This window comes from Bradyrhizobium embrapense, from assembly GCF_001189235.2.
Lineage (GTDB): Bacteria > Pseudomonadota > Alphaproteobacteria > Rhizobiales > Xanthobacteraceae > Bradyrhizobium > Bradyrhizobium embrapense.
In genome coordinates this window covers 251534-277671 of sequence record NZ_LFIP02000009.1, presented here as the reverse complement: position 1 = coordinate 277671, position 26138 = coordinate 251534, and the positions used below count along the sequence as shown (strand labels likewise).

35 protein-coding genes and 1 tRNA gene are annotated in these 26138 nt (G+C 65.0%); 14 read left to right on the top strand and 22 right to left on the bottom strand.

Annotated features, from left to right (window positions below; genetic code table 11):
- Window positions 1–18: 18 nt before the first annotated feature.
- From AKN83_RS31260 to AKN83_RS31245, 4 genes are all read right to left on the bottom strand, one after another.
- A complete protein-coding gene (locus AKN83_RS31260; protein WP_172803650.1) occupies window positions 19–450 on the bottom strand; it encodes a hypothetical protein in 432 nt (143 codons plus the stop codon).
- Between the two features lie 107 nt (window positions 451–557).
- Window positions 558–1031: a hypothetical protein gene (locus AKN83_RS31255; RefSeq protein ID WP_050402810.1), complete on the bottom strand. Its 474-nt coding sequence runs from the start codon at window positions 1029–1031 to the stop codon at window positions 558–560.
- Between the two features lie 163 nt (window positions 1032–1194).
- A complete protein-coding gene (locus tag AKN83_RS31250) occupies window positions 1195–1908 on the bottom strand; it encodes a HoxN/HupN/NixA family nickel/cobalt transporter (RefSeq protein WP_050402811.1) in 714 nt (237 codons plus the stop codon).
- 70 nt (window positions 1909–1978) lie between these two features.
- Window positions 1979–2695, bottom strand: a complete 717-nt coding sequence (locus AKN83_RS31245) for a dienelactone hydrolase family protein (RefSeq protein WP_172803649.1) — start codon at window positions 2693–2695, stop codon at window positions 1979–1981.
- 148 nt (window positions 2696–2843) lie between these two features.
- Here AKN83_RS31245 and AKN83_RS31240 point away from each other — a divergent pair, with 148 nt between their 5' ends.
- The 4 genes from AKN83_RS31240 (at window position 2844) to AKN83_RS31225 (ending at window position 4286) form a co-directional block, all read left to right on the top strand.
- On the top strand, window positions 2844–3266 hold the full coding sequence (locus AKN83_RS31240; RefSeq protein ID WP_050402813.1) for a hypothetical protein: 423 nt from the start codon (window positions 2844–2846) through the stop codon (window positions 3264–3266).
- Window positions 3267–3440: 174 nt separating this feature from the next.
- Window positions 3441–3515, top strand: a tRNA-Thr gene (locus tag AKN83_RS31235).
- Between the two features lie 59 nt (window positions 3516–3574).
- A complete protein-coding gene (locus AKN83_RS31230; protein WP_157113653.1) occupies window positions 3575–4000 on the top strand; it encodes a DUF5658 family protein in 426 nt (141 codons plus the stop codon).
- Between the two features lie 100 nt (window positions 4001–4100).
- Window positions 4101–4286, top strand: coding sequence for a hypothetical protein (locus AKN83_RS31225; RefSeq protein ID WP_050402814.1), 186 nt, complete (start codon window positions 4101–4103; stop codon window positions 4284–4286).
- On the opposite strand, the gene AKN83_RS31220 is transcribed toward AKN83_RS31225, so the two are convergent.
- The gene (locus AKN83_RS31220; RefSeq protein WP_050402815.1) at window positions 4281–4583 is read right to left on the bottom strand and encodes a hypothetical protein; all 303 of its coding nucleotides are present in this window, start codon (window positions 4581–4583) and stop codon (window positions 4281–4283) included. The genes AKN83_RS31225 and AKN83_RS31220 overlap by 6 nt on opposite strands.
- 402 nt (window positions 4584–4985) lie before the next feature.
- On the opposite strand from AKN83_RS31220, the gene AKN83_RS31215 reads away from it, so the two are divergent.
- The 4 genes from AKN83_RS31215 (at window position 4986) to AKN83_RS31200 (ending at window position 6542) form a co-directional block, all read left to right on the top strand.
- Window positions 4986–5174, top strand: coding sequence for a hypothetical protein (locus tag AKN83_RS31215; protein ID WP_050402816.1), 189 nt, complete (start codon window positions 4986–4988; stop codon window positions 5172–5174).
- Between the two features lie 86 nt (window positions 5175–5260).
- Complete coding sequence (locus tag AKN83_RS31210) at window positions 5261–5440, top strand: hypothetical protein (protein WP_050402863.1); 180 nt, start codon at window positions 5261–5263, stop codon at window positions 5438–5440.
- Window positions 5441–5595: 155 nt separating this feature from the next.
- On the top strand, window positions 5596–5814 hold the full coding sequence (locus AKN83_RS31205; RefSeq protein WP_050402817.1) for a hypothetical protein: 219 nt from the start codon (window positions 5596–5598) through the stop codon (window positions 5812–5814).
- 134 nt (window positions 5815–5948) lie between these two features.
- Window positions 5949–6542, top strand: a complete 594-nt coding sequence (locus tag AKN83_RS31200) for a hypothetical protein (protein WP_063695616.1) — start codon at window positions 5949–5951, stop codon at window positions 6540–6542.
- Window positions 6543–6576: 34 nt separating this feature from the next.
- Here AKN83_RS31200 and AKN83_RS31195 read toward each other — a convergent pair whose 3' ends face one another.
- Both AKN83_RS31195 and AKN83_RS31190 read right to left on the bottom strand, forming a co-directional pair.
- Window positions 6577–7734 (bottom strand): DUF2652 domain-containing protein, encoded by a 1158-nt coding sequence (locus AKN83_RS31195; protein WP_050402819.1) that lies wholly within the window; start codon window positions 7732–7734, stop codon window positions 6577–6579.
- A gap of 134 nt (window positions 7735–7868) precedes the next feature.
- Complete coding sequence (locus AKN83_RS31190; RefSeq protein WP_050402820.1) at window positions 7869–8048, bottom strand: alpha/beta fold hydrolase; 180 nt, start codon at window positions 8046–8048, stop codon at window positions 7869–7871.
- 458 nt (window positions 8049–8506) lie between these two features.
- On the opposite strand from AKN83_RS31190, the gene AKN83_RS31185 reads away from it, so the two are divergent.
- Entirely contained in the window at window positions 8507–8758 is a 252-nt protein-coding gene (locus AKN83_RS31185) for a hypothetical protein (RefSeq protein WP_050402821.1), read from the top strand.
- A 78-nt stretch (window positions 8759–8836) separates the two neighbouring features.
- On the opposite strand, the gene AKN83_RS31180 is transcribed toward AKN83_RS31185, so the two are convergent.
- The 4 genes from AKN83_RS31180 to AKN83_RS31165 form a co-directional block, all read right to left on the bottom strand.
- Window positions 8837–9076 (bottom strand): DUF6719 family protein, encoded by a 240-nt coding sequence (locus tag AKN83_RS31180; RefSeq protein WP_050402822.1) that lies wholly within the window; start codon window positions 9074–9076, stop codon window positions 8837–8839.
- A 186-nt stretch (window positions 9077–9262) separates the two neighbouring features.
- Window positions 9263–9979 (bottom strand): outer membrane protein, encoded by a 717-nt coding sequence (locus AKN83_RS31175; RefSeq protein WP_050402823.1) that lies wholly within the window; start codon window positions 9977–9979, stop codon window positions 9263–9265.
- A gap of 326 nt (window positions 9980–10305) precedes the next feature.
- Complete coding sequence (locus tag AKN83_RS31170; protein ID WP_244522171.1) at window positions 10306–10746, bottom strand: hypothetical protein; 441 nt, start codon at window positions 10744–10746, stop codon at window positions 10306–10308.
- A gap of 205 nt (window positions 10747–10951) precedes the next feature.
- Window positions 10952–11272: a His-rich protein BRANT gene (locus AKN83_RS31165; protein ID WP_244522170.1), complete on the bottom strand. Its 321-nt coding sequence runs from the start codon at window positions 11270–11272 to the stop codon at window positions 10952–10954.
- Between the two features lie 286 nt (window positions 11273–11558).
- On the opposite strand from AKN83_RS31165, the gene AKN83_RS31160 reads away from it, so the two are divergent.
- The gene (locus AKN83_RS31160; RefSeq protein WP_050402825.1) at window positions 11559–12116 is read left to right on the top strand and encodes a tetratricopeptide repeat protein; all 558 of its coding nucleotides are present in this window, start codon (window positions 11559–11561) and stop codon (window positions 12114–12116) included.
- Between the two features lie 92 nt (window positions 12117–12208).
- Here the strand turns inward: AKN83_RS31160 and AKN83_RS31155 are convergent, their stop codons facing one another.
- The 9 genes from AKN83_RS31155 to AKN83_RS31115 all read right to left on the bottom strand — a co-directional run bounded on the left by AKN83_RS31155 (window position 12209) and on the right by AKN83_RS31115 (window position 19892).
- On the bottom strand, window positions 12209–12469 hold the full coding sequence (locus AKN83_RS31155; RefSeq protein ID WP_063695615.1) for a hypothetical protein: 261 nt from the start codon (window positions 12467–12469) through the stop codon (window positions 12209–12211).
- A 176-nt stretch (window positions 12470–12645) separates the two neighbouring features.
- Window positions 12646–12954 (bottom strand): copper-binding protein, encoded by a 309-nt coding sequence (locus AKN83_RS31150; protein WP_050402865.1) that lies wholly within the window; start codon window positions 12952–12954, stop codon window positions 12646–12648.
- Between the two features lie 29 nt (window positions 12955–12983).
- The gene (locus AKN83_RS31145) at window positions 12984–13445 is read right to left on the bottom strand and encodes a cupredoxin domain-containing protein (RefSeq protein ID WP_172803647.1); all 462 of its coding nucleotides are present in this window, start codon (window positions 13443–13445) and stop codon (window positions 12984–12986) included.
- 73 nt (window positions 13446–13518) lie between these two features.
- Window positions 13519–14853 (bottom strand): multicopper oxidase family protein, encoded by a 1335-nt coding sequence (locus tag AKN83_RS31140; RefSeq protein WP_050402828.1) that lies wholly within the window; start codon window positions 14851–14853, stop codon window positions 13519–13521.
- A gap of 14 nt (window positions 14854–14867) precedes the next feature.
- Window positions 14868–16289 carry a TolC family protein gene (locus tag AKN83_RS31135; RefSeq protein ID WP_050402829.1) on the bottom strand — a complete coding sequence of 474 codons (1422 nt, stop codon included), beginning with the start codon at window positions 16287–16289 and terminating at the stop codon, window positions 14868–14870.
- Between the two features lie 9 nt (window positions 16290–16298).
- Window positions 16299–16616 carry a hypothetical protein gene (locus AKN83_RS31130; RefSeq protein ID WP_050402830.1) on the bottom strand — a complete coding sequence of 106 codons (318 nt, stop codon included), beginning with the start codon at window positions 16614–16616 and terminating at the stop codon, window positions 16299–16301.
- A 77-nt stretch (window positions 16617–16693) separates the two neighbouring features.
- A complete protein-coding gene (locus AKN83_RS31125) occupies window positions 16694–17146 on the bottom strand; it encodes a hypothetical protein (RefSeq protein ID WP_050402866.1) in 453 nt (150 codons plus the stop codon).
- A gap of 103 nt (window positions 17147–17249) precedes the next feature.
- Entirely contained in the window at window positions 17250–19427 is a 2178-nt protein-coding gene (locus tag AKN83_RS31120) for a xanthine dehydrogenase family protein molybdopterin-binding subunit (RefSeq protein WP_050402831.1), read from the bottom strand.
- Window positions 19428–19430: 3 nt separating this feature from the next.
- Complete coding sequence (locus AKN83_RS31115; RefSeq protein ID WP_050402832.1) at window positions 19431–19892, bottom strand: (2Fe-2S)-binding protein; 462 nt, start codon at window positions 19890–19892, stop codon at window positions 19431–19433.
- Window positions 19893–20074: 182 nt separating this feature from the next.
- On the opposite strand from AKN83_RS31115, the gene AKN83_RS31110 reads away from it, so the two are divergent.
- Entirely contained in the window at window positions 20075–20956 is an 882-nt protein-coding gene (locus AKN83_RS31110) for a LysR substrate-binding domain-containing protein (RefSeq protein WP_050402833.1), read from the top strand.
- Between the two features lie 10 nt (window positions 20957–20966).
- Here the strand turns inward: AKN83_RS31110 and AKN83_RS31105 are convergent, their stop codons facing one another.
- Window positions 20967–22562, bottom strand: a complete 1596-nt coding sequence (locus AKN83_RS31105; protein WP_050402867.1) for a S10 family peptidase — start codon at window positions 22560–22562, stop codon at window positions 20967–20969.
- Window positions 22563–22724: 162 nt separating this feature from the next.
- Here AKN83_RS31105 and AKN83_RS31100 point away from each other — a divergent pair, with 162 nt between their 5' ends.
- The 3 genes from AKN83_RS31100 to AKN83_RS31090 all read left to right on the top strand — a co-directional run bounded on the left by AKN83_RS31100 (window position 22725) and on the right by AKN83_RS31090 (window position 24760).
- The gene (locus tag AKN83_RS31100) at window positions 22725–23504 is read left to right on the top strand and encodes an NAD kinase (RefSeq protein WP_050402834.1); all 780 of its coding nucleotides are present in this window, start codon (window positions 22725–22727) and stop codon (window positions 23502–23504) included.
- A gap of 111 nt (window positions 23505–23615) precedes the next feature.
- Window positions 23616–24161, top strand: a complete 546-nt coding sequence (locus tag AKN83_RS31095) for a response regulator (RefSeq protein WP_050402868.1) — start codon at window positions 23616–23618, stop codon at window positions 24159–24161.
- A gap of 8 nt (window positions 24162–24169) precedes the next feature.
- Window positions 24170–24760 (top strand): Hpt domain-containing protein, encoded by a 591-nt coding sequence (locus AKN83_RS31090; protein ID WP_050402835.1) that lies wholly within the window; start codon window positions 24170–24172, stop codon window positions 24758–24760.
- A gap of 59 nt (window positions 24761–24819) precedes the next feature.
- Here the strand turns inward: AKN83_RS31090 and AKN83_RS31085 are convergent, their stop codons facing one another.
- Window positions 24820–26001, bottom strand: a complete 1182-nt coding sequence (locus AKN83_RS31085) for a DUF2336 domain-containing protein (protein ID WP_050402836.1) — start codon at window positions 25999–26001, stop codon at window positions 24820–24822.
- Between the last annotated feature and the right edge of the window lie 137 nt (window positions 26002–26138).

The following is a 26138-nucleotide window of genomic DNA, read 5'->3' as shown; positions in this document are numbered from 1 at the left end:
CTTCGATTGGTCGCCGGATCAGTAGTAGCGGCGCAGCGGATGGCCGTAGCGATGCGGTGCGTAGCCGTAGCGATAGCCATAGTGCGGGCGATAGCCGTAGTGATGGCGGTAGCCGTAATGACGGTAGCCATAGTGGCGATAGCCGTAATACGGGCGGCCGTAGCCTTCGCGATAGTACGGACGCGGGGCCCAATTGCCCGGGCCGGTGTAGGTCGGGCCCTGGTTGACGTAATAGTACTGCTGCGGCGCGCTGGGATAAGCGGCATCCGGGTCAGGCAGACGCTCGACTGCGCCGTAACCGGCGTAGTAGCCGCCGTAGCCACCACAACCGCCGCAGCCGTAATTCACGACGGGCGCGGAATAGCCGCAAGGGTTGAAACCGCACGCCATTGCGGGCGCGGTCACCATGACGGCCACAGCCGCAATCAGTCCTTTGATCATTTGACGCATTACTCTCTCCTGATGGTCTCTCTGTTGGTCGCGTAGCTCTTGGTGGCTATGAAGGCACCCCGTTCATGGGGCTGTTGATTTGGGGCTGTTGATTTGGCGCAGTTGATTTAGGGTCCTCGGGGACGCGGTGGCCGCGGCACAGGTCCCGGCAGCGGCTGCGGCCCGTTGAACTGCGGCGCGTAGATCACCGGCGGCGGATCGACCGGCACGCTGGACTGTGCCGGCAGCGGCGCGGATTGCGCCCCCCACGATTGATGATAGCTCTCGGCCGGCTGAGGCAGGCGGCGGTTGGCCGGCGGCTCGATCTCGAGGCGGCCGTAACCCGGCATGTGGCCGAGGCTCGGATAATAATGGCCGACATTCGGCTGGGGATCGATCGGGCGGCCGCCATAGACGGTCGGCACCATCGATTCGTTGCGAGCCAGCCCCATCGCGCTTTCGACCACCGCGTAGGAGGCATCGACGCCATTGATGATGATGGGCACGCCGGGCCGGTTGGGCACGACGATGTCGAAGCCGCCGCCGGCCAGCGCCGTCGAGGTCATCCCAGCCAACATCGCAAGCGCAAGACTTCCGCGCATGTTCACCCAGCGTCCCGAATTGTTCCACCCGCAGCCTAATCCAACGGCTCGGCGGAAGGGTTAAGGACGCGGGCCAAACTTCCGGTAAGCCTAACGCGTAAGCATCGGCATCCGGTCAATGCGGCCGTGCGGGATCAGAAATCGTTAACGGCGCCTCTGCGTGTCAGGTGAACGCGTTCTCGATGATCGAATGGATGCCGATCGCGATTGTGACCGCGCCGACCGCCATCTGCAGGCCGCGATTGGCCCAGGTCAGCCAGCGCGCGGAGGCCGCGAGCGGCACCGCGATCACGCTGGACAGCACGCCCATGCCGATCATCGAGCCGACGCCGAACAGCGCGACATAGCCGAGCCCGATCACCGGGTTCGGGGCCTGCGATACCGTCAGCACCAGGAGCGCCGCCGAGCCCGCCATGCCGTGCATCAGGCCGACCAGCAGCGTGCGCCAACGGATGCCGTGGGCGTGGCTATGCGCGGCACGGACATGCGGTAGGGTGGACGCAGGCGCCACGGCTTCGCCGGCGTGACTGTGGGCGTGGAAATGCGTCATGCCGCCGTCATGCGAATGGGTGTGGAAGTGCACGCGGTCGCGCCACAGCCGCCACCATACATGCGCGCCGAGGCCGACCAGCATGACGCCAACCGCGGTCTCGATCGGCTGCGCCACCGTCTCCGGGATCGCGTGCCCGAGCAGGATCGCCGCGCCGGCGAAGATAAACAAAGTGAGCGTGTGACCGAGCCCCCAGGTCAGGCCGTGCTTGACGATGTCACCGACATGGGTACGGCGCGCCGCGATGCTCGATACCGCTGCGATGTGGTCCGGCTCCAGCGCATGCTGCATGCCGAGCAGAAAGCCAAGACTCAAGATTCCGAACATCAATCCCCCGCGCCGACGCATGACGGCAGATCAAACACCACATCGCCGATCTTGTCAGGCCGGCAGCTCGTCAACCCAGCACCTCGTCGAACAGGCCTTGCATCGCCGCCCAGGAGCGGCGATCGGCCCGCGCGTCGTGGAGCGCCGACTTCATGATCGAGCCGTCGGCGGTCGGGTTGGTAAAGCCGTGCAGCGTGTTGCCGTAGCTGATCACCTGCCAGTCGGCAACCTTGCCGGCGCGCATCTCGTTCTCGAACGCCGCGACCTGATCGGACGGCGCCAGCGGATCGTCGGCTCCGGTCAAGACCAGCACGCTCGCCTTCACCGCACCCGCTGCCGCAGGCTGCGTGGTCGAGAGCACGCCATGGAAGCTGACGACGGCCTTGAGGTCAACGCCGGCGCGCGCCAGCTCGAGCGCGACGGTGCCGCCGAAGCAGAAGCCGATCGCCGCGCATCTCGTCGCATCGACCTCCGGCAATGCCGTGAGCGCCGCGAGCGCGGCGCGGGCCCGCGCCCGGAGCGTGGCGGGATTGGTGCGCAAATAACTGATCAGCGTCATCGCCTGCTGCAGATCGGCGGCCTGCCGCCGATCGCCGAACATGTCGGCGGCAAGCGCCACATAGCCGTGCTCGGCAAGCCTGCGCGCCCGCTCCATCGCGAAATCGCCGAGCCCAAGCCCTTCGTGGAACACCAGCACGCCGGGACGCTTTGCGCCACCTTCCTTGAAGGCAAGATAGCCGCGCAGATTGGCATCGCCGGCGGTGTAGTCGATATCGCGTGCTTGCATCCAAATCCCCTCAAAAGCGCATAGCCCGGAACGCATCATGCGCGCACGTTTCGGAACTTCACATTGGTTTGAACGCAGGGCAAAGCCGCGCCGGAACGGGCACGGCACGGCGAGATTAGCTCGTCACAACGACGAGAGGAGATCCTGCATGACACAGCTCAAGATCCTTGGCGCAGCAGCCCTGCTCGCTTCGGCACTGGCCACCCCCGCGATGGCGCAACAGACCATCGGCACCGCCGCCCGCTGCTCGAACGCCGCTCCGGACGCCCGATGCCAAACCATGGCGCCGGGAACGACTCCCACCGCCTACCATCACCGCACCTATCGGCGGGACCGCGACTGGCAAGGCAGCTATAACCGCTATGACCCCGGCCCGGCCGACGTTGCCGCGGGCGTGGTCGGCGGCGCGGTGGGCACGGCGGCCGCGATCGCGACCGCCCCGTTCGGCGGCCCCGATTATTATGGCCGCGCCCCGATCGGCGGCGAGGAATATGCCCGGCAGAACGGCTTTGTCTGCACCCCCGGCACCTGGTTCCGCGGCAGCGACGGCCTCCAGCATCCCTGCCAATAGCTCCGGCGAAACGCTGATGCGCAAAAGGCGGCCCTCGGGCCGCCTTTTTGCTGCCGGGCCGGTGGGGGCGATGCGGTCGATCAGCTTTCCGGGTTCTGGCCGTCAGGTTCTGGTCTTCAGTTCTGGTCCTACCCCGCCAAGTCTGCTATGCGAGCCCGCAAATCATTCCATGTAGCCGGCTTAGCTCAGCGGTAGAGCAGCAGTTTTGTAAACTGAAGGTCGGGGGTTCAATCCCCTCAGCCGGCACCATCTTTTCGCGAAATCAATCAGACGGTCGGTGGGCCGTGCCTCGGTACGGAGTACCCAGCATGGTCGCCTTGGCGGGTTGGACAACCGGCTCGTGGAGGCTTGCACTCGCCGAAATCATTCCGCAAAATTGCCCGACAGGGAGCCATGAGCGGATTTCGGGCAGGCACCGGATGACGGAAACGCAGCTGCGGGCAAGGACGTCGTTGCTGAAGGCCATGCTGTTGGTCTGTGCCCTGCTGATGGGCTACTCGGATCTCACCACCACCAACGAAATCCTGCAGCGCGGAATGGGCGAACTGAACCCATTCATGTGGCTCACTCAGGAGTGGCTAGGTGAATGGTGGCTTGTTGCCAAGCTGGGTTTGACCTACCTCGTGATATGGCTGCTTTGGCACGGCAAGAGCGAACGCCAAATGGCTTATGTGGTCGCCCTCATTGCACTGCCCGTCTACAACAATCTGTTCATCCTGGCGGGCGCCAATTGAGCTGACCTCGCGGTTGTGCCGATGAGCCGCCGGTAGCGCTGCCTGGCAGAGTTGCCAAAGGCTCGCTGTTTCACAATGGACACTGCCAAACGCGGTTCCGATGATGAACTGGCCCTATTATCTCGTCGGCGTTGCCGTCGTCCTGCTCCTCGTCGCCTATCGCCTGCATGGCGGGCTGTACAGGAAGGATACGCTGCGGGACGAGCAACTGAATCGACTGATCGATGAACGCATCGATCGCCTGGACCTTAAGCGCGACAAAACGCGCGGGCCGTCCCGGCTATGAAGACTCGCAAGCCACCCTCGTCGCGCGCAGCTTCAGTCGGCCGAGATCGACCGTCGGCCGCAGCAGCCCCGCCAGCTCGTGGGAGAATACGGCAGCTGCGAGCATGGCGAAGCGGGCTTTGACGGCGGCGAACTGGCCGCAGCAGGGTTCTTCGACGCAGACGCCGATGCGGTCCGCCGCTGCAAATCCCTTGATGATCCCGTGAATGCCGACCGTCCTGCCGCCGACGTTGCCTTCAAACCGAAGTGCCTGGGCATCGAGTCCTCCATCCAGATCGACACGGCTTGCGCCGCGCATTGTCCTTGATCCAAGCCGAGCACGTATTCGCGGTTCAATCAAAGAGCCTCGCTTGGATTACCCACAACGTTCAACGGAAGCCGTAGTCTTCCGGTCCCCACGACCATTGGATGATATGCATCATCTCATTGTACTTTGCGCGACGCAACTCGCAAACCTGCCACTGAAAGCCAACGGCGAACCGCGCGCCAATGAAAGCCTCCGCCGGTCTCAGGCGCGCCTCGGATGTCAGCGATCATTCGGCATAGCCGCTCGATATCGACAGCAGCCTGGAAACAGCCGGACGCCCTGTGCGTTGGCAGGAATCGTGGGATCATCCCCGTAGGATCACTCACCCCTCGCCTTGTCTCTGTCCTTGCAGCCCGAAACACGGTATGCAGAATGAGGGGTGGGACTCAGCCAATGACCTATTTGATCCTTGCCCGGGATGGCACCAGTCGGATCGTGCTGAAGCGCGACAGCGAAGATGCGGCCGAGAAGAAGGCGCGCGAGCTGAAGGAGATGGGTTGGTTCGAGGTCGAGGTCCGCGAGGACAAGGCGGGCCACCCGGTCGCGGCTACAGTGACTGATCGGCCCAACACCCTTCAATAACGCTTCCCTTCAATGAAGCCCTCCCTTCAATGACGGCTCGATGAACCTTTGCCGGACGGCCCTTACACATGTGTGAGGAGCCCACGATGTCCGACACAGCCCATTATCGTTTCCAGTCCGATCAGGCGCGGCGGCTGGCCCGCCAGGTCACCGACGCCGCGGTTCGTGAAAAGCTGCTCGAAATGGCCGAAGAGTATGGCCGCTACGCCGACCAGATCGAGGCCCGCAGCGTCGAACAGGCACCTGCCCAGGCGATGACTCACTAGGCCGGACCCGACCGCTGCCGCCGGGCCCATCAGGCCGATGTATTCGCACGCTCGGGTCAGTTCATGACGCACTTTCTCAAACTTGGCACCCAACCGCGCGAAAGCGCCTGAGGATTTGTTCGGAACATTCTGCCCCTTCACGCAATTTTTCCCGCATGAGGGTCCGCGAAACCGACCGCAATCTACTGCTTCTGGGCAGCTTCACCCTGCTGAGCTTGGTCGCTGCCGGCATCGTCGCTTTGCTCGATCCGGCGCCCGCACCGGCAAGCGCCGCGCCCCGGCCTGTAGCGAATCAGGTGCCGACCGCCAGTCAGGCACCGGTCCGGGTCGTCGGTATCCCGTTCGTCCCGAACACCAATCCCCGCCAGCGCTGACTGTGCTCGCATGCAGGTCACGTCACAATTTTGTCACCGTGCCTGCAAAAGAGACGTCTTCGTCAACCATCATGATGGCGAGTGCTTGATTCCCGGGGGTTGCTCTGCTGCAATCCGCGCGCTCAAGGTGCGCCATGAAGTGGATGAAGGAACGCGATCTCCTGATCGCGCAGACAATGGCTTTCGTACAGTCGGTGAAGGGCAAGCTGCCCGACGCCGAGCTGCCTGCGGCTGCCCCGCGGACCGCCGTGCCGCCTGCACCTGCTCCGCTGCCCGCCACCGCGACGGCCGTGGTCGAGGCAGCCTTTGAGGCAAAGCCGGCCTTGGAGGCCAAGCCAGCCTTGGAGGCAAAGCCCGCCTTGGAGGCAAAGCCCGCCTTGGAGGCAAAGCCCGCCTTGGAGGCAAGGCCCGCCGTGGAGATCAAGCCTGCGGCCGAGGGGCAAAGGGTGGTCATGCCGCTGCCGGTGCCGACCGTGCTCGAAGGCCTGCCCCCCGCACCCCCGCCCTTGACGGTCACCGTCGTGGAAGTCCCACCGGCGCAGCCGCCGCATTTCGCCAAGCTCGACATCAGCGGCGACTTCGGATCCGAGGTGCGGGAGCGTGTCGCCAACTTCCGCGCGCAGCAGCAGCGCTTCCTGAAGGAGCGCGAGGAATATTGCACGACGACCATGGCCAAGGTCCGCGCTGCGATCCGCGACAACAGCGAGCTACCGCGATCCGGCAAGTAACCGGCGCCCCTCTTGTCCGGACGTTTGCTGACCCTCAGCCTCGCGCGCCTGATTTCACCGGCTCGGTCAGGAAGCGTCCGCTCGATCGCGCCGGCGCCGGCTCTTCCATGGCGTCAACGCCGGGCTGCCTGCCTTCCGCCATCGATCGCAGGCCGGCCACCGCCTGGGTCATGCGTTCGGCGAATTTGGCCGCGGCGCCATCGAGGAACGCCCTGTCCTTCGGCTTCGGCTTGGCGATCCGCAGCTCGAAACGGGACGTTCCGTCTGGGCCGTCGAGAATGGCCCGGGTCATGATGATGCGCGGGGCTCCGGGCACCGGCAGCGTGATGCCGACCGTGAAGTAATCGACCGGACGCCAGTCGAGTGTCTCCTCGACATTGGTATGGTTGCCGTGCGCGCAATGATTCCTGGTGCCGACACCGCGTCGTCCCTTGCCCGATTCCTCGACGATGTCGTCGGCGTCCCACCATTTCCGCCATTGCCCGGGCACGGTGATGAACTCCCACACCGTCTGCCGCGGCGCGGCGATGTCGAACTCCAGGATCGCGTAGGCGTCTTCGCGCGTCACCTCCATCCGCATTTGCGCGTCGTCGTGCTGCCACGCCGCTTCGAGATCGCGCGCCCACAGCGTCACATGGCCGATGATGTCGATGGTCTCCTGATGCGGGATGAGACCTTGCGCCACCGGATCGACGCCCATGGCGCGGATCGCCGCGTCGCTGTAAAGCGCGTAGGCCCGCCCGCCGAGCTTCTCGCCGACCGTGTTCTTGAGCAGCCGGTGGACCAGGATGACGTCGCGCCCGGCGAGCTCTTCCCGGCCGCCCATCTTCTGCTTCACCATCTCGCCATGATGGACGACGAACTTGAAATCGAGATCGCCCATCGCGACGCAGGCCTTGCACTCGCAGGTCGAGGCCTGGCGGATGTCGCGCAGGCGGCGGCGGAATTTGAAATAGGCGCCCTCGATCGCGTCCTGCAGCAGCGAGCCGTCGATTGTCCCGGTCGAGTAGACGAACGCGGCGTCGCCCTCGAACTTGGCGAGGCGAAACGGCGGGCGCAGCCCCTTCACCACCACGTCCATGAAATCGGCGATGATGTCCTGGGCATGGTCGAGCTCGACCGCCGCGAGGAAATTGGTATAGCCGGAGATGTCGGCAATCGCGAAATATGCCGCTTCAGCCTTCGGAAGCATGGGGACCTCCCGCGTAACCTCTTCGTGCGATTGCGCAGTCTGTCATACCGCGCCATGCAAGGTCGAGGGCGGCGACTCTTGTCCTGACGCGCTTTCGGAGCCGCGAACCGGTATCCACTTCGCTTGAAAACGCTTTACCGCCCGCCGATCTTCTCCAACACCGGCAGCAGATGCTTCAAGAACTCGCTTGGGTTCTCGCTCATCGGGAAATGCCCGAGGCCTTTCATGATGGTGGCCTCGCAGCCGGCAATGCCGCTGGCGACCGCCAGCGTCTCCTCCGGCGTGCAGGAATAGTCGTGCCCGCCCGACAGCACGAACAGCGTCGATCTCGGCGACGCGGGCGCGGATATCGCCGTCGACCTTGTAGAAATGGAGGTCGCAGCGCGTGGGCCGCGACATACAGATTTTGGCTGGAGCCGAATTTTCCTGGAGGCAAATTTCCTAAAGCCAGGACCAGACCAGCGCCACGTTGGCGGCGCAGGCCGCGAGCAGCACAACCGCAAGCGCGAGCTGCACGCGTTCGTAGGGGGGCTGGTGGATCGCTCTCATGGCTCGGAGCATCCGGCGATTCTACCCGGGGAGTCCCGGGGATTCTTTTTTCCGGGGTTTACGGCTCATTAAGGACTCAGGCCCCGCCGGCGAAAGGTTCGAAATGATTCATGTTTTCAGAGGCTTGCCTGAAATCTTGCTCACGGTTCCGTGATCGGAACGGCGATCTGGCCTGAAACCCGGGGGGCGGCCTTGGCGTTGTCGGTTGTTTGGCGGAGGACGAATGCCGTACGCGCTGTTCTATCAAGACGCCAAGCTGAGCAAGGCCTATCCGACCGAGGCCGACGTCTGGAAGCTTGCCCGGAAATCGGGCCTGGTGGTGGATACCGTCTCCGAGGAGGAGAAAGCCTCGCCGCGCCCGGTGCTGGACAATGACTATGAGATCCGGCCCTGCCAGCCCGAGCCGAACGAGGACCCGGTCAAGAACAAGGCCGATGCCGATCGTGAAGCGGGTCTCGAGCCACGCTTGAACTGAACGACGTTGAATTGAGGGACAGCGGATCGTCCGGTGCGCAGGGGCGGACCGGATATTGATGCGGCCGTCCTGCAACCCTTACGGCGTCGCCGTCGCCAGCGACGCCTGTTCGGCGGCGAGCGATACGCAGATCTTCCGCCGATGCAGACCGCGGATCGACCCGGTCACCTTGAGCACCTTGCCGGCCGTACAGGAGGCGTCCTGCACGAACACGACCTCATAGGGCGCAAGCGCCAAGGGTTCGGATTTGAGGATGGTCTGGGCAAAGCACGGAACGGAGACCGCAGAGATGATCAGCCCTAACGCAAAACTACGCATGTTCGTTTGTCCACCAGCCCGGCGATCCCACAATAGCGCATCACGATGAAAGTTCCGTGCAATGCAGGAATTATTTTTTGCATTGCACGATCAGGCGTGAATATCGCCTGAACAAGCAAGCGTCAGGCCAACAAAAAGGCCGACCCGAAGGCCGGCCTTTTCGAACGCAGTGAATGGACGTCGCACTCAGTAGCGGGAGCCCACCGGACCGCCCCAGCCGAAGCGGTAGTTGACCCCGAGCTTGACGGTATGTTCGTCGTTCCGGAAGCTCGCGCCGACAATGTCGGCCGGACCGCTGGTGAAATTGGTCTTGCCGAAATTATAGTACTGGTACTCGGCCTTCGCCGACCAGTTCGGGGCGAACATGTATTCGAGGCCCGCGCCGACCGTATAGCCGTCCTTGTGACCGCCATCGGTGGTGAAGGCCGCCGGCACGCCGCCGACCGACGCCGTGATGTTGTTGTTGTCGCGCCAGGCGTAGCCGCCCTTGGCGTAGAGCAGCGCTGGCCCCCAGGTGTAGCCGAGGCGGCCGGTCACCGAACCGAGCTGGTCGGTATTGCCGGTCACGACCGTTCCGGCGGGGAACACCAGACCATTGTTCGACGAACTCGGCAGCCAGGAGTACTGCGCCTCGATACCCATCACCCAGTTGGGCGCGAACTGATAGTCGAAGCCGCCCTGCACGCCGCCCATGAAGCGCGCGTCGCTGCCCATCAGATTGGTGCCGTCGGTGAACGCGCCGCCAACGTGGCCGCCGATATAGAAGCCGGTCCAGTTGTAGACGAGCGCCGGAGCGGTATAGGGCGGCGGTGCCTTGGTATAGGTGCGGGCCGGCATGTCGGCCGCAAATGCCGGACCAGCAAGGGCGGCCAGCGCGACCGTGCCGAGCAAAAACGTCTTCATCTCTGATCCCCGTTACGAACGCTGCGCTGTTAAGACAAACAACGTGACGCCAATTAGGTTGCTTTGGGGCAATGCCTGACCTGTGATGTTTCCGAGCTGTGACGGGGTCGCAACAACGCCCGTTTGTTCCTTGCCACGGAAGGCTTTTTCACCGGTTAAGCAGCCCTATTTCGGCTGTATGTAAGTCGCAAACGGCTAAGGTGAAGTTCAGCGCTCCCCGAAAAGTGATCGGAGTTCGCTAACGATCCGGCCAGACTTCAGCCGCCGCGATCTATGGCGCGGGCATGATCTTCCCGGAAAATCGCTTCACACTTTCCGGATCACGCCTAGCGCGACATCCTTTCCAGCTCCGGAAATGCCGCATAGGACGCGCCGGCGCAGGCTTCGGCGGCATTGTCGAGGATGCGGTCGAGTCGGCCGTCGACGAACAGGACGCCGCGCTCCCGGGCCGGGCGGTAATTGCCGTCGGATTCCTTCGCGCTGTAGCGCAGGCAGACCACGTAGCGCAGCCGGCCGCCGACCGTGCGCTGCACCGGCTCGGCGATCCCGCCTTCGCGGACCCCAACCGGGTTGTTCAGATAGGTCCGCATGAAGGCCAAGATCTGGTCGCGGTAACGGTCCGGCAACGGCTGGTTGGCGACGCCGCGATCATCGGTGAAAGTTGTCGAGCTGCCGCCGTCATCGCTGGTGAGGCAGCCGGCAAGCGGGATCGAGAGCAGCAGGATCGCTGCCAGTCTTGATGAAGTCCGCAAAGTCAGCTGTTTCATGTTGCCCCGGTGGCGTCTCATAAACCGCCAGGGAGGGAATTCGCAACTCGGTTATTCCCACCAGGCGCAACCGAAGCCCGGACGCACTCCGGCCCGCCGCCATTGGGGAAGCAATGGACGGACGGGCCGGTTCTGCATCCGAAAGGCGCAGCGGGGCAATGTGGATCGAACGACGCCCCTCGGATCAGGGTTCAGCCTCGTTTCATCAGCCGCGCTTGGCCGGCACGACGTGCTTGGTCGCGACCTTGGCATGGACGTGCTTGGTCGCATGCTTCGGCGACTTCACCTTCAGCATGCCCATGTGCTTGTGGTGGCGGTGATGGCGATAGTGCTTGTGGTGCATCTTGGCGTTGGCGTTGCGCACCTTCGAGGGCAGCTGCTCGCTCTTGATGACGGGAGCGGCCTTGGTCGCCGGAGCGGTCGAGGTCGCCGGCGCGGGGGTTGCGGTCTTGCCGGTTTCGGCGGCGAGCGCGGGCGCTGCGATCACGGACATGGCGAGCAGCGCGGCGGAAATCGTCTTCAGCATGGTGGTCCTCCTCTTCGGGATCGAGAGGTCTCCGGCCGGATGGTCGGCCTCACCGATCAATGCACGTGACCTTAGGGGCCGCGCACTGAACCCGTTCTGAAGGGCATGGACGGAATTCATTCATGTGAATGACATCTTGGTCATGTTGCCGGCGCGGCCGGCGACGCGCTGACATCACACAATCGTGGATTCGGCCGGGAATGTTCTGCACCCTTGGGTGTTCAAGTCATCAGGCTTCGGTGTAGGATTACCGAGCACGATCAGGAACGATCAGGAGCAACCAGGAATGAGCAAGTCGCCGAAGTTTCATGGGAAGTTTTTGGGCCTCGCAGTGCTTTCGATGATGCTCGTCGCTGCGCCGGTCATTTCGGCCTACGCCGCAGGCAGCGAGAATCCCGCGCCGCCGGCTTCCGACAGCGGCAGCAAGGGCAAGAAGGCGAAGAAGGACAAGAGCTCCGCGATCGACGATCAGAAGTTCCTGGCCGGCTACCGTGCCGCCTACGCCACGATCTACGACAAGCACGACTACACCGCCGCGATCGAGCAGCTGAAGGCGCTCGGCCAGGATGACCGTGCCGACGTCGCCAACCTGATCGGCTATTCCTATCGCAAGCTCGGCGACTACAAGGTCTCGCAGATCTGGTACGAGCGTGCGCTGAAGGCCGACCCGGCCCATGTGCGCACCTGGCAGTATTACGGCCTCTGGCAGGTCGAACAGGGCAACCGCGATCAGGCGCAATATCACCTGAACCGCATCGCCCAGCTCGCCGGCACCAACAGCGACGAATATCGCTCGCTCGCCGCCGCGCTGGAGAAGCCCCCGGGCACCGGCCTCGTTTACTGAGCAAGGCAAGCGTTCAAACATCGAGCCGGCGCAGCCACAACGACTGCGCCGGCTTTTTGCTGTCCCCTCGCCGCTCGATGGGTGGAGCGCAGCTATGGGTAGTGCTCGAGGCGCCGGTCAGGCTTATGCGGACGGCTTGCGCCGACCGTGCCGCTGTCGGCCGGCTTCGCTGACTTCGCGGTCGGCGGGTCGCCGTCACCGGCCGACTTGCCGGGGTTGATCGCCTGGCCGGTGGTGGTGACGTTGGCCGCCTGCCCGGCCCCTGCCGGACCGGCCGAAGGACCCGAGCTCTGCGCCAACACTGTTCCCGACAGCACCAGTGCCGCCATCAGTATTGCCGCGTTGACTGTCATGGAGGGGCCTTCTGCATCCGAATGATGCACAGCAACGCGCCGCTGCCACGGACGTTCCCCCCGCACCATCATTTAAGGTAAATACGAGGCGAATTCCGCTGCCCGCGGTTTGCCGGCTGCCGGCTCCATTTCAGCCGCCAGCCCATCCTGCGCGGAGCAGCGGTACAGCCGCCGCCTCACTTCGCCTTCTGGATCGCGGTGACGGTGAAGCCGCCGTCGCCCTCCTGGGCTTCGAACCTGACCTTGTCGCCGACCTTGACCTGCTTGAGCAGCGTGGGATCCTTGACGCGGTAGACCATCGTCATCGGCTCGTCCATGCCGAGGCTCTTGGCCGGGCCGTGCTTGAGCGTGATCTTGCCTGCGCCCTCGTCGATCTTCTTGACCTCGCCGTTGATGAACGCGGCCTGCGCGAAAGCGGCGCCCCAAGGCCCACTAAGACTCAGCGCCAGCGTAGCTGCAGCTGCAATCCGGATCATCCTGTTCATCGTCGTCATCCCTTCTTTTGTTGCCATTTTCATTTCACGATGACGCGGCCGGTCATCCCGTAGTCGCGGTGATCGGGGATCAGGCAGGAATATTCGAACGTCCCGGCCTTGGTGAACTTCCAGACGATCTCCGCGGTCTTCTTCGGCGCGAGGCGGACGCCGTTCGGATCGTCATGCTCCATATGCGGATGCTTCTTCATCACTTCGGCATGCCTCAGATTCTCCTCGGTGGTCGCGAGCAGGAACTCGTGATCCTCGGTGCCGGCATTCTTGATCACGAAACGGATCTGCTCGCCGCGCTTGACCTCGATGCGGAACGGCGTGAACTCCATCTCCTTCATCTCGACCTCGACCGTGCGCGACGGCTTGCTCGGATCTCCGGGCTCGCCAGCCGAATAGGATTGGTGATCGTGTTTTTCGTGGCCGCGCGACGGTACTGCTGCGATTGACAGCGCAATCAGCGCGACGCCGATGCTGGTGAGGTGTTTCATTGGATTCTCCATTCTGTGATTGATGCGTGCTTGTCGTGGGATGGCGCGTCGATCCGCTACATCTTCATTCCCTTCATCGATGGCTTGGTCTTTCGCTCGCCAGCCGCGGCTGACGCGCGGGCTCGGCCGCCGGCGTGTCGACCTCATAGGCAACCGTGCCCGGCGGATAGTCGTAGGGACCGGGATCTGCGTAATCGTCGCGGCCGAGCCCCTCGCGGATCTTCATCACCGTGAACATGCCGCCCATCTCGATCGGGCCGAATTGTCCTGTACCCGTCATCATCGGCAGCGTGTTGTCGGGCGCGGGCATCTCCATGTTGCCCATCGCCATCCCGGTCGATCCCATCACCATGGCGTCGGGCGCGAGCTTGCCGACGGCCTTCGCCAGATCCTTTCGCGACACGCCGATGAAATTGCGCACGTCATGTCCCATCGCGTTCATTGTGTGGTGCGACTTGTGGCAGTGAAACCCCCAGTCGCCCGGATTGTCGGCGAGCATGTCGAACGCCCTGACGGCGCCGACCGGCACGTCGGTGGTGGTCTCCGGATATTGCGCGCTCTCAGGCACCCAGCCGCCGTCGGTACAGGTCACCGCGAAATTGTGCCCGTGCACATGGATCGGATGGTTGGTCATGGTCAGGTTGCCGATCCGCACGCGGATCCTGTCGCCGAGCCGGATCGGCATCGGATCGATGCCGGGATAGACCCGGCTGTTCCAGGTCCACATGTTGAAATCGGTCATCTCGTTGACTTTCGGCAGATAGGTGCCGGGATCGATCAGGTAGCTGCTCATGATGAAGACGAAGTCGCGGTCGACCGGACGAAACGCCGGGTCGCACGGATGCACGATGAACATGCCCATCATGCCCATCGCCATCTGCACCATCTCGTCGGAATGCGGGTGGTACATGAAGGTCCCGCTGTTCTTCAGCACGAACTCGTAGACGAAGGTCTTGCCCGGTTTGATGTGCGGCTGGTTGAGGCCACCGACGCCGTCCATGCCAGCAGGCACGATCATGCCGTGCCAGTGCACCGTGGTATGTTCAGGCAGCTTGTTGGTGACGAAGATGCGGACCTTGTCGCCCTCGACCGCTTCGATGGTCGGGCCCGGCGCCTGGCCGTTATAGCCCCACAGATTGGCCTTCATGCCGTCGGCGAATTCGCGCACCACCGGCTCGGCGACGAGATGGAATTCCTTCCAGTCGCCGTTCATCCGCCACGGCAGCGACCAGCCGTTGAGCGTCACCACGGGCCGGTAGTCGGGCCCGCTGGTCGGATGCAGCGGCGGCTGCATCACCGCTTTGTCCATGGTCGGCGCTTCCGGAATGGCGGCGGCCTGCGCGCGTCCACTGACCGCGCTTGCTGTCACCAGCGCCGCGGTGCCGAGAAATCCACGTCGTGAGAACATTGTATTGGCTCCATTCAATGATCGCCGCCTGCCGCGGGTGCGGCCGAGGCGACGGAAGATGGTGTCGATGGCCCGCCCGCCGGGCCGCCGCCATTGATCGCGGTCTGCAGGTCGGATTGCGCCAGCCAGAAGTCGCGTTTGGCGTCGATCGCCGCGCGCAGCGAGGCGAGCCGCTGCCGCGCCTCGGTCAACAGCGCGAACACGTCGACCTGCATGCTGGAGAAGCGCAGCTGCATCTCCTCGGTGATGATCTGCCGCAGCGGCAGCACCTCGCGCTGGTAGTGGCTCGCGATGTCGTAAGCCGAGCGATAGACGCGGTAAGCGTCGCGCGCCTCGGAGCGGACGTTGATCGCCTTCTCGGTCAGACGGTTCATCGCCTGCCGGTAGGTCTCCGCCGCCTGCCGCACCCGCACCTCGCCGCCGTCGAAGATCGGGATCTGGAACTGGACGTCGAAGCCGCGCTCCCTGAACGGCGGGCCTTCGGGATCGCGCGTCCGCCTGTCAATGCCGGCGACGTCGAGCAGCGTGACGAAGCGCGTCTCATCGGTGAGATCGAGCGCCTTGGCGAGTGCGACAATCTCCATCCGTGCGATTTGCAGGTCGACACGGTGGCCGACCGCCGCGACCTCGATCGACGGCTGGTCCAGCGGCCGCTTCGGCAGCGCCGGGAGCTGGTTCGGAATCCGGAAGCCGAGATCGCCGTCCCACAATCCCAAGAGACGCGCCAGCCGCTCGCGCGAGCTCGCCGCGTTCTGCCGCGCGCTGGCAAGATCGGCGGTGATCTCGGCATAGAACACCTGCTCGCGGGCTTGGTCGAGCTTGTTCATGCCGCCGGTCTCGCCGAGTTTTTTGGCAAGCTGCGCCGTCGATTCGGCGGTCGCCTTCGCATCCGTCAGCAGCGCGACCGTTTCGTTCGCGGCCACTGCCGCGATATGACTGCGCCGCACCTCGGCGGCGAGCCGCAAAGTAGCGAGCGCGGCCTTGAGCTGCGCCTGACGAAAGCGCTCGCGCGCGATCTCGGAGCGCGCCGGCAGGGTCGCCAGCGCCAGGATGTCGCCGACCACCTGCCGCTCGACCTCGCTGGCGCCGCCTCCGGTGATGCGGGAGGCCGAGAAGGTCGGATTCGGCGGCAGGCTGTCGGCGACCAGATCCGTCTCCGCCAGCGCGAGCTCGTTATAGGCGGCCTGCAAGCCTTTGTTGTTCAGCAGAGCGAGCTGGACGGCAGCATCCGCCGTCAGATTGCGGGCGAGCAGCCGCTTCACCGCGGCGTCGACAGTCGCGGCCTCGTCCTGGGTGCGAACGAAGGCAACGTCCTTGCCGATCGCCTTCTCCGTCACGTCGGAGACAACTCCCATGCCGCTGTCGGGCGAGAACGAGGCGCATCCCGCGAGCGCGGATGTCAGCAGCAGGATCGGCGCAATGGCCAGATATCGCATGGCGCCCTCCTACCGATCCGACTTCGATTTCGCCGGCGGCGTCACGCCATCGTTGCGCTCGCGCCAGGGCAGCGGCGTCGCCGGCCGCAGGCTGCTGTAGGGCGCGATCGTCGAGCGGTAGCCGACGCTGGCCGTGTGCGCCGACGGGTTGGCCGGATCGGCTGCGCTGGCGACTGGCCGGCCGTCGGCCATGCAGCCGGCGAGCGGTGCGGCCGCGACGATGGCAGCCGCGATCCGCGACACGAATGTGAACGGCGCGCGCCGGCCAAGCCGGTTGCCACGCGGTGTGGCCACGGCGGCGAGCCTCGCGCCGAAATGCGAATACATGGGTCTGTCCCGATCTTCAGATGAATGACAGGCATGCGCACGCACGCGCGCGGCGCAGCCACGATGTCAGCTGCGGATCAGGCGATGGGGGGACGATAGAGTCGCGCGGGCGCCTCGCCGTGCAGGCTCTGGAAGGCTTCAGTGAGACGGGTCGCGATCGGATGCAACGGACCGGCGACGAGCGGAAGAACGGCCGGCAGCGCCGACACGCACATCATCGCGCAGCACGGTCCCGGGGCGCTCTTGCCATCGTGGCTGTGCTTGACCGGCGGTTCGGCGCCATCGGCCGCGTGATGCATATGCATGCCGGCATGATCGTGGCCGGCATGAACGTGCGCGGCGCCATCGGCGTGCGCCATCGAGGCATCATGCACATGCACCGCGACGGCCGGCTGGACCCGATCGGTCAGGCACGGAAACGGCGCTCCGAACGCAAGCGCGATGGACGGCGCGAGCACGCAGAACAGATAGGCCAGGATAATGGCACATCCCGCCCGCACCCGCCCTGACCTGCTCAGTCGCACTAACACCCGCCCGATCGCTCCGATCGCACCCAAGCAGCATGCTAACCGCAAATCAGCCTGCTGCGAACCGGGAGCAGCTATATACCCCCTTAGGGTATCATGCAATCGGTCACGCCTGCTTCAACACCGCCGGATCGACCGGCATCTTCCGCAGCCGCTTCCCGGTCGCTGCGAAGATCGCGTTGCCGATCGCGGGCACGATGCCCGACGTTCCGGTCTCGCCCATGCCGCCGGGCGGCTCGGTGCTCGGTACGATGTGGACCTCGATGGCTGGCGCCTGATCGATGCGCAGCATCTGGTAGCTGTCGAAATTGGTCTGCTCGACGCGGCCGTCCTTTAGCGTGATCTCGCCATAGAGCGCGGCGGTGACGCCGAAATTGATGCCGCTTTGCAACTGCGCCTGCACCGTGTCGGGATTGACCACGGTGCCGCAGTCCATCGCGCAGACGACGCGGTGGACGCGGACCGAACCGTCCTTGGCCACCTCCACCTCGGCAATTTGCGCGAGGTAGCTGCCGAACACGAATTGCAGCGACACGCCGCGGCCGCGCCCGGCCGGCAGCTTGCTGCCCCAGCCGGCCTTGGCCGCCGCGAGCTCGAGCGCCGCCCTGGCGCGCGGCGACTTGCCGAGCAGCGCCTTGCGATAGTCGACCGGGTCCTGCTTGGCGGCCGCCGCCATCTCGTCAATCATGCTTTCGGTGACGAACACGTTGTGCGAAGGCCCGACGCTGCGCCAGAAGGAAGTCGGAATGCCGGGCGGCTCGACCCGGACATATTCGACGTGGAAGTTCGGAATGTCGTAGACCAGATCGATCGCGCCTTCCGTCGTGTCGGGGTCGAGACCGTTGCGGAAAAACGGCGGCGCCCATCGCGCGATGACGGAAGAGCCGGCGAAGCGGTTGTTCCAGGCGACCGGCTTGCCGGATGCATCGAGGCCGACCGCAATCCGGTCGCACCAGTACGGCCGGTACATGTCGTGCTGGATGTCTTCCTCGCGGGTCCACACCACCTTGACCGGCGCGTCGACCTGCTTTGCGATCTGCACGGCGCGGATCACGCCGTCGACCTCGAGCCTGCGGCCGAAGCCGCCGCCGAGCAGATGATTGTGCACCACGACCTTTTCCGGCGGCAGGTCCAGCATCTTCGCAGTCACCGCCTGCACGCGCGAGAGCGCCTGGTTGCCGACCCAGATCTCGCAGCCATCGGCGCGCACATGCACGGTGCAGTTCATCGGCTCCATCGTCGCATGGGCGAGGAACGGCAGCTGATAGCTCGCCTCGAGCTTCGTCGCTGCAGCCGCCAAGGCCTTGTCGGCGTCGCCGACATTCTGCGCGACCGCGCCGGGCTTCGTGGTGGCGGCTTCGAGCTCGCGCGCGATATCCGACGTGGCGAGCTTGGCGTGAGGCCCCTCGTCCCATTCGATCGTGAGCGCCGCGAGACCTTTCTTCGCCGCCCCCATGTGATCGGCCACCACGGCGACTGCGTCGTCGAGCTTCACGATCTGGCGGACGCCGTTGACGGCCTTCGCCGCCGTATCGTCCACGCGCTTGACCTTGCCGCCGAACACCGGCGACTGCGCCAGCGTCGCGATCTTCACACCGGGTGGCCGTGCGTCGATGCCGTAGACCGCCGAGCCGTTGATCTTGGAGGGCGTATCGAGCCGCTTGGCCGGCGTGCCGATCAGCTTGAACTCGGCCGGGCTCTTCAGCGTCACATTCTCCGGCACCCGCATCTGCGCCGCGTCAGCCGCCAGCTCGCCGTAACCGAGCTTGCGTCCCGAGGCCGCATGATGCACCTCGCCGTTCTCGGCGCGGCATGTCCCAGGCTCGACGTTCCAGCGCTTCGCCGCGGCGGCGACCAGCATCGCTTTCGCGGTGGCGCCGGCCTTGCGCATCGGCTGCCAGGCGCCGCGCATCGCGTTCGAATTGCCGGTGGCCTGCACCCCGAGCAGCGGATTGGCATAGAGCTTGTCGCTCGGCGGCGCGTGCTCGAGCTGGACCTGCGTCAAGCCGATCTCGAGCTCTTCTGCGATCAGCATCGGGATCGAGGTGTAGGTGCCCTGCCCCATCTCGACATAGGGCATCGTCAGCACCACCTTGCCGTCGCTGCCGATCCGGATGAAGGCATTCGGCGCGAAGTCACCAGCCGCCACAGCCTCGCTTTCGCGGCCTGCAAACGGCAGGCTCACGCTCAGCAGCAGACCACCGCCCGCCACGGCAGTGGCACGAAGGAAATTGCGCCGCGACAGATCGGCGGCGCGCTCAGACAGATTGTCCAACAGCGTCATGGCTCAACCTCCCGACTGCGCGGCTTGCTTGATGGCTTCGCGAATGCGGACGTAGGTGCCGCAGCGGCAGATGTTGCCCGACATCGCGTCGTCGATGTCCGCATCGGTCGGCTTCGGCTTGCTCGCAAGCAGCGCCGAGGCCGACATGATCTGCCCGGACTGGCAGTAGCCGCATTGCGGCACCTCGTGCGCGAGCCAGGCGTCCTGGATCTTCTTGCCCGCCGGCGTCTTGCCGACCGCCTCGATGGTCGTGATCTTGGAGTCGCCGATGCTGTCGATCGTCGTGATGCAGGAGCGCACCGCGCTATCGTCGAGATGCACCGTGCAGGCGCCGCACAGCGCCATGCCGCAGCCGAACTTGGTGCCGGTCATGCCGAGCACGTCTCGCAACACCCACAGCAGCGGCGTATCGCCGTCGGCATCGACCGAATGACTGGTCCCGTTGATCGTGATCTGGAAAGGCATCCTGACACTCCTGTCCTGGTTCGAGCCCCGCGCGGGATCGCGTCCCTCGGGGCGAATTCGGCGGTATTTCGAAGCAATCGAACCCTCATCGCGTCGATTACTCACTCATGGTAATAAATAGAAATCTTACAGGCTATAAGCGACGCTTTGGTCCACAGTGAAATGACAATTGGTTTATAATCATGGATCGACTGACCAGCATGTCCGTGTTCGCCCGTGTCGCCGATCTCGGCTCCTTCACCGCGGCGGCCAAGGAGTTGCGGATGTCGCCGACCATGATCGGCAAGCATATCCGCTTTCTCGAGGATCGGCTCGGCTCGCAATTGATCAACCGGTCGACCCGGCGGCAGGGCCTCACCGAGCTCGGCCGCAGCTACCTCGATCACTGCAAGCATCTGCTCGAACAGGCCGAGGCCGGCGATGCGCTGGTCGAGGAGGCGTTGAGCGCGCCGCGCGGCAAGCTCCGCGTCGCGACCTCGGTCGCCTTCGGCTCGTACAGCCTCGCGCCGGCGCTGGTTCGTTTCATGAGAATGTATCCGGAGGTGTCGGTCGAGCTCGTGCTCAGCGACAAGATGGTCGATCTGCTCGAGGAAGGCCTCGACGCCGCCATCCGGGTCGGCACGCTGACCGACTCCACCATGATGTCGCGCGCACTATCGCCTTACGCCGGCGTGGTTTGCGCCGCGCCGAGCTATCTCGCCGAGCGCGGCACGCCGTCCCATCCAGGCGATCTGATCCACCATGAATGCCTGCGCTATCCCGGCTGGTCGGACGCGCGGAGGTGGAGCTTCTTTGGGCCGGAGGGCGAAGTGCATGTCGATGTCGGAAGCCGCCTCACCATCAACAACGCGTTCGGCATCCGCTATGCGGCGCTGGCCGGGGCCGGCATCGTGCTGATGCGCGATGAGCTGCTGGCCGAGGATATCGCCGCGGGGCGGCTCCAGGTGCTGCTGCCGAACTACACGACGCAAGCCCGCGCGCGGCAGATTCTGTGGCCGAGGCACCGCAAGATGACACCGAAGCTGCGGGCGCTGATCGACTTCATCGTGGAGACCTATGGCTAACCAAACCCGCTCACTTCACCAGCGCCTCGACCTCCTTGCGGAATGCCTGGCGCGAGCCGTCGCGGGAATAGAACATGTGGCCGCCGGGGTAGACCACGAGCCTGGTGCGGCTCGGACCCGCGAAGGCCGGCAGCTGGTCGAGGATGATCTTCGAGGCGAAGTACGGCGTTGCGAGATCGAACAGGCCGTGACCGATCAGCAGCTTCAGCTTCGGATCGAGCGCCAGCATCTGGCGTAGCTGCGTCACCGATTCCGGCGGGCTGATGCCGTGGCCGAACTCCCAGCCCTTGTTCACGCTTTCGCTGAGCAGATGATAGGAGCCGTCCGGCCGCCAGTTCAGTCCGCGCGTGGTGAGATCGACGGCGGCGCTGGTCAGCGGCGCCATCAGGGGATCGCCGGACGGATCGTTGAAGCGGAAGGAGCTGGAATCCGGATAGGGATCGAAGCCTTCGATCGAGGCATCGTAGCGGCCGGTCACCTTGCCGTTCTTGCGATCGAACTCGCGGCGGAATTCGCCGATGTCGAAGCGGCCGGCGAGCCGGCGGCTCACCGCCGGATCGATGCCGGTCAGGCTTGCGACCTTGTCGGCGAGCCGCGCAGTGGCCTCGGCATCGGCCTGCCCCTTGACGAGATCGAGCAGGAAATCGCCGCGCGCGTAGCTCTCGACGTCGGCGAGATCCTCGCGCGTCACCGGCGCCTTGGCCTGTCGCGCGACCGCCGTCATGGTCGGCAGGCTCGCGACATATTGCAGGATGCTGGAGCCGGTATAGTCGCGGAAATCGAGCACCGGCGAGATCAGGATCAGGCCGCGCACGCCGACGCCCTGCTGCATTTGCAGATTGCGCACCACCTTCGGTCCGCGAATGCCGCCATAGCTTTCGCCGGCGACATATTTCGGCGAAGTAAGCCGGTCATGTTTCTCCAGCCAGCGGCGGATCACCAGCGCGACCGAATTGGCGTCGCCGTCGACCGTAAAGAAGCGCTTGCGCGCCTCTTCCGACGTGGTGACGAAACGGCTGTAGCCGGTGCCGACCGGATCGATGAAGATGAGATCGGTGAAATCGAGCCAGGTGTCGGCGTTCGGTTGCAGCTCGGGCGATGCCGACGACACCGCACCATCGCCGTCGAACGGCAGCCGCCACGGCCCGACATTGCCGAATTGCAGCCAGGCCGACGCGGAGCCCGGCCCGCCGTTGAACAGGAACGTTACCGGACGGCTCGCCTTCTCGGCGCCATCGAGCTGATAGGAGGTATAGGCGATGTCGGCGAGCGGCTCGCCCTTGTCGTCGAACACGCGGATCGAGCCCGCGGTCGCGCTGAAGTTGAGCGTGCGGCCGGGCAGCGCGACCGATTGCTTGGTCGTGGAATCCGGCGGCAGGCGGTGCTGCTCGGCGGCAGGCGTGGTGGCCGTGGCGTTGGCGCCGGAGCCGGAGCCGGTCTCGCCGCGCCCTGCCCGTCCCTTCTGGCCGCTTGGGTTCTGACCGCTCGCGGCCTGCGCGCTCGGCGACGGCGATGGCTGCGACGCCTCGTCGTCGGCCCGCGCCGCGGTTGCGAGGCAGGCCACCAGCAACGCCGCGGTGAGCCGTGTCGCAAAACTGTTAGCCATGCCGTTCACTCCCTGGGCCGACATTTACGCATTTCATCCGCAAACTGCGCTAGCTTGGCGGCACCGGCAAGGCATGCGGTCCGCTCCCGGACCACCTCGACAAGGCCGCCCGGGATGTATAGACGAGCGCGGCGTGTTCCGTGCCAAACGAGTTCGTGAGCGATGGCTAGCTCCAAGCGGTATGACAAGATCGCCTTCGTCGCCAGCGCGAGCTCGGAAGCGCAGGCGGCGCTCGAGCAGCTGACTGCGATGTACGGCAACCATCCGGCGGCCGATGCCGACGTCGTGGTTGCGCTCGGCGGCGACGGATTGATGCTGCAGACGCTGCACGCCAACATGCGCAGCGGCAAGCCGATCTACGGCATGCATCGCGGCACCGTCGGCTTCCTGATGAACGAATATTCCACGCATGATCTGCGCACGCGGCTTGCGGCCTCGCGGGAGTCGCTCATCAATCCGCTGCTGATGCGCGCGACCGACATCCACGGCGCGGTACATCTGCATCACGCCATCAACGAGGTCGCATTGTTCCGGCAAACCTACCAGGTCGCCAAGCTGCGCATCCTGATCGACGAGCACGAGCGGATGCCCGAGCTGATGGCCGACGGCATCCTGGTGGCGACGCCGGCCGGATCGACCGCCTACAACCTCTCCGCCCAGGGGCCGATCCTGCCGATCAATGCGGCGCTCCTGGCGCTGACTCCGATCAGCGCGTTCCGGCCGCGGCGCTGGCGCGGCGCGCTGCTGCCGAACTCCGCCTTCGTGGTGATCGAGGTGATCGAGGACGAGAAGCGCCCGGTCGCCGCGGTCGCCGACCATGACGAGGTCCGCGACGTTCGCCGGGTCGAGGTGCTCTCCGACAAGACGATCGCGATGCGGATGCTGTTCGATCCCGGCCACTCGCTGGAAGAGCGCATCCTGCGCGAGCAGTTCGGCTATTGACGGCGCGCGGCATCCCCCCTAGCCCGGCAACCAATCATTAACCCCGGGCGGGATATGGTTAACGTCGGGTAATACCGCATTGGCGAGGTAATGCCCTATCAGGGCCGGACCATGTATCGCATCGATTTCAACAAGCTGCGATTTTTGATTTGCGACGACAATCCGCACATGCGCCGCATCCTGCGGACGCTGCTGCATTCGTTCGGCGCGCGCGAGGTCTATGAGGCCGAGGACGGCGCCACCGCGCTCGAGATGTACACCCACTATGTGCCCGACATCGTCATCACCGACTGGTCGATGCCGATCTTCGACGGGCTCGAGCTCGCGCAGATGATCCGGCAGCCGGAGTCCAAGGGCAATCCCTATGCGCCGATCATCATGCTGACCGGGCATTCCGAGAAGCGCCGCGTCACCGTGGCGCGCGATGCCGGCGTCACCGAATTCCTGGCCAAGCCGATCTCGGCCAAGGGCCTCTACCAGCGCATCATGAACGTGGTCGCCAATCCACGCCCGTTCATCAAGACCAAGACCTATTTCGGCCCCGACCGCCGCCGCAACACCACCAACACCTATATCGGTCCCGAACGCCGCGGCAGCGGCGAGGTCGAAATCCTGCAGCAGCCGTCGCTGCTCGAGAAGGCGCGCTCCGCCATTTAGGAACCGTCATGGCCAAGGACAATTCCAAGGACAAACCAGGCGCCATCGAGGTCAAGAGCTTCGGCACGCACCATGTCATCACGCAGCCGAATCCGCTGCGCAAGGTGCTGCTGCGCGTTCCCGAGAGCGATCTCGACGATCCAGTCGGCCGCGCCGAAAAGGCCCTCGCAGGTCTGTCGGGCGAGTTCAAGGAATGGATGACGATCGAGGCCGACCGCCTCTCCGCCGCGCACGCCACCGTGCTGCGCGAGGGCTTCAACGACAAGACGCGCGAGGAGCTGTTCCGCGCTGCGCACGACATCAAGGGCGATGCCGCGACATTCGGTTATCCCTCGGCGGCGGCGGCGGCCGAGAGCCTGTGCCGCATCATAGAGCACGCGCCCGACCTCGCCGCGGTGCCGTCTCAATTGATTGCCCACCACATCAACGCCGTGCAGGCGATCGTGCGGAACCGCACCAAGCTCGACACCGCGATCGTGGCCGGCGTGCTGAGCAAGCAGCTTCGCGGCATCGCCGATGAATTCCTGACCCACGCCAACCGCGACCGCCCCGAGCATCTCGAGGCCATCCTCGCGCCGAGCATCGTGCCGGGCGAATAGCAGCGCGCCGCGGCAGCGGCCACGGCTTCAGATATCGTCAATGTCGGGAAACGCGGCCTTCAGGCCGCGATCAGATCATCGTCGTAAGGCAGCACCGCGATCGCGTCTTCGGCGGCGAGCTCCTCGCAGAACATGCGCGCATCCTCTCGGGCCGATTCCGTCGCAAAGCGGCGCAGCAGGATCAATAGCGGCCCGGCGGCCGAATGATCGGTCTCGCAATGGGTCAGCACGCGCTCGACCATGCGGCGATGCAGCCGCGCCGCACCGTCGCCGCTGTCGACATAGCCGACCTCGTGGCTGGCCTCGAGCGCGACGCGGAACGCCGCGTAGGTGGATTCCGGCAGGCCGGCGCGCCGCAGCAACGCCTGCAGGCCGTTGCCGCCGCGGTCGTTCAACAGCGCGGAAACCCGCCCATAGGGCAGTCCGGACAGCTCGGCGAGCGCGGCGCCAAACAAATCGAGATTGCCCGACAGCAGCGCGCGCAGGATCAACCCTGCGGTGAGCTGACCGGTGGCGCGCAGATGCGTGATCAAATTCTGCATGTCGTCGCCGAAGGCGCGCGCGGCGATGTTCACCGTGGAACGCTCCTTCGCCTCGCCGGCGATGCGGTCGGCACGGTCGGCGCCGAGCCAGTTTCGCGCGACGACGAACTGCGCCAGCGTGTCGGAGAGCTTTGCGACCAGAGCCAGCCGCGTCGCCGACGGCAAATCTTCCAGCTGCAGCATCGATTCCCTGATCGCCGCGAGATGGCCGTGACGCTCGACGATGCGGTCCCAGGAGAACGGCGCAAGCCCGGCGTAGGGATTCTCGATCAACTCGAGCGCGGCCGCCGCCGAGCCGACTTCGGCAATCGCCGCCGCAACCGAGGCCGGCAGACTGGCGCGGCGCGCGATCGCGCACTGCATCTCGTCGGAGCCGGTCGCGACGATGTCGACCAGGTCGGCATCGATCAAGAGCGGTGAATGCTCCAGCACCGGCAGCGCGATCGCCGGCTGATCGGCCGACAGCGCCTGCACGATCGTGGCCGGCGCCTCCGCGCTGTACGCAAACACCTCGGCCATCGCCTGTCGCACCAGCGGCGACGGGTCGTCGAGCAGCATCAGCAGCGCGCCCTCGGCTGCGATGCGGTCGTCCTCGGTGAGATCCGAAATGAGCCAGGCGCGGGCCAACGCCCGTGTCGCCTCTGCCCGCTCGCCCGCTGGAGCGGTCCTAATCCAACTAATGAACTGCCGAACGATCATGGTCCTGCCGGCTTACGCAACGAGACGGCATCGACATACGACGCCACTACAAGGAAAAATAAACCATGACGCTTAACAAAGGGTTCACCATAAACGTTTGGGATTATTGACGTTTCGTTAAGACGGCCACGGCGCAG